Origin of the sequence: Maribacter polysaccharolyticus (genome assembly GCF_028882255.1) — a bacterium.
Taxonomy (GTDB): domain Bacteria; phylum Bacteroidota; class Bacteroidia; order Flavobacteriales; family Flavobacteriaceae; genus Maribacter_A; species Maribacter_A polysaccharolyticus.
Genome location: NZ_JARBUY010000019.1, coordinates 1 through 2,235, shown reverse-complemented (window position 1 = coordinate 2,235; position 2,235 = coordinate 1). Strand labels below are relative to the sequence as shown.

Here is a 2,235-nt window from a genome sequence, read left to right as displayed (position 1 = left end):
GTGAATTTCAAATAAACGATGAGATAGGACACTATCTCGGCAAACCAGAATAGAATTAAAAGTTCAAATAAACGATGAATTGATTTTAAGAAGAAACTGAACCTGGTTTTTGAGGTTGTCTTTGAAATTTCCATCGAAGAACTTTGTCACATAAGACATAAGGGTGGTGGGACACTACCCTCCCCTAATTCAAAGGAAAACTAACCTAATGCCAATTCCTGATTAAGACTTTGGTTATATTCAATTCGTGGCCACAGATTTTTCAAGCCTCCTCCGTTCTGCCAGATCAGCTGATATTTTATTCATCATTTTTTTGGATAGTGGATAAAACATCATCAGTAATGCTCCCATGAAGGCAACGATTGCAGGTATCCAACTCATTAGCATTTTTATCCCGGGGATCGCACCCTGAATGGCAATCGGATCCAATCCATTATAACCATATTTACCTAAAACAACACCAATGATAGCTCCTGCAATACCTCCTCCGAACTTGGTGGAAAAAGATCCCGCAGAGTATACAAGACCGGTTGCCCTTCTATTGTTCTTCCATTCTGAATAATCAGCGGCATCGCCTAACATTACAAAAGTCAACGTGGAGAACATAGCACCGATCAATTCCGAAAGTAGTCCTAGAACGAAAATAGCGACAACCGCACCTGGTCCGCAGAAAACGATAAGGGAAATAAATGCACCGGAAACCAATAAGGAAGCAATAAACAGATTCCGTTTTCCAAACCTTATACTTAAAGGAGTCATTATAATGGCACCTACAATAGATACCAACATTAATCCGACTAAATAAGAAGCTGCCAATAACTGATTATGGAGGTAGTGCGTAAAATAAATTATGATTATACCTTGCTTCAAGGCATTATAAGTACTTGAAAATAAAGCACTAATGAGCAACGTAAACCAAGCACGATTACTTAAAAGATCTTTAATATCCTGTATTATATTCGATTTCTGGGCTTTAGGAGGTTTTATTCGCTCTTTTGTTGTAGCGAACGTTACGAACATGAGCAAAATCAAAATAACGGCCATCAGATAAAAAGAATAGGTATACCCCTTTTGTTGGTTTATAATTCTAAAATCACTAGCGGAGAGGTTCTCCTCTCCATTCACCAGAAAGGAATAGGTTTCGTTGGATGCCATGCTAAACGTCTTTCCGACAGTGGGCGTATCTGTCGATGAACGTTCATCGTTCCAAGTAAAAGTAGCGATCCCATCTTCTGTTTTTACATTTACATTTTCAACATCCCTTGTGGCTAGAATATCGACTTTATAGGTCTGTTCTCCTAGCTTTGAAACCTCTACTTTAGGCCCTACATTTCCAAAATAAGCTACGAGGAAAAGTAGTGCTCCCTGTACAAGGATTCCCCCACCAAATGAGCCTATCATTCTAAAAGAGCCTATACTTGTCCTTTCTTTATGATCACCACTCAAGACGGCCATTAATGCACCGTACGGAATGTTGTTGGCCGTATAGATCAAAGTAAATGCGATGTAGGTGATATAGGCATAAATGATCTTACCCGACTCACCCATTTCCGGACTTGTAAAAAGAAGCGCTAAACTAATCCCCAAAGGAATCGCCGTCCAGAGTATCCAGGGTCTGAATTTCCCATATTTGGAATTGGTACGGTCACCAATAATTCCCATGACAATATCACTGATACCATCGCTGAATCGTGCCGTAAGCAAAAGTATGCCCACGGTTACAGGGTTCAATCCGACCACATCGGTGTAAAATATGATCAGGAACGTCCCTACACCTCTCCATCCAATATTTGCTGCGGCATCACCTAATCCATACCCGATTTTCTCTTTGATAGAGACCTTTCCTGTCTTTGCGTTCATCGTTTGTTTACTTTATTTCCAGTTGTGCCTTGGCTAAAATTGTATTGGAGGCAGAACCTATACATATTTCAAAAACTCCCGGTTCTAATTTCCATTCCTTCGTCGCTACATCCCAAAACGAAAAATCCCTTTCAACCAAAGTGAAATCGATTGTTTTCTTCTTACCGGCTTTCAGATACACTTTTTGAAATCCTTTTAGCTCCTTCACAGGACGCGGTACGGAGGATTCCATATCACGGACATATACTTGAACTATTTCTTGCCCATCCATATTCCCTGTGTTCTCTACATCGACCGATGGTACGATATACAAACATCCTTTACAGAGTTATAGAAACATCGTTTACACTTTTTAAGTTGCATTTGAAACCAAAA

General features: G+C 39.8%; 2 protein-coding genes. Both read right to left on the bottom strand.

Annotated elements, in window-relative coordinates; translation table 11 throughout:
* Nucleotides 1-240: 240 nt before the first annotated feature.
* Nucleotides 241-1,860: an MFS transporter gene (locus tag PHU20_RS20070; protein ID WP_274827192.1), complete on the bottom strand. Its 1,620-nt coding sequence runs from the start codon at nucleotides 1,858-1,860 to the stop codon at nucleotides 241-243.
* A gap of 7 nt (nucleotides 1,861-1,867) precedes the next feature.
* Nucleotides 1,868-2,173, bottom strand: a complete 306-nt coding sequence (locus PHU20_RS20065; protein WP_274827191.1) for a fibronectin type III-like domain-contianing protein — start codon at nucleotides 2,171-2,173, stop codon at nucleotides 1,868-1,870.
* Nucleotides 2,174-2,235 lie beyond the last annotated feature (62 nt).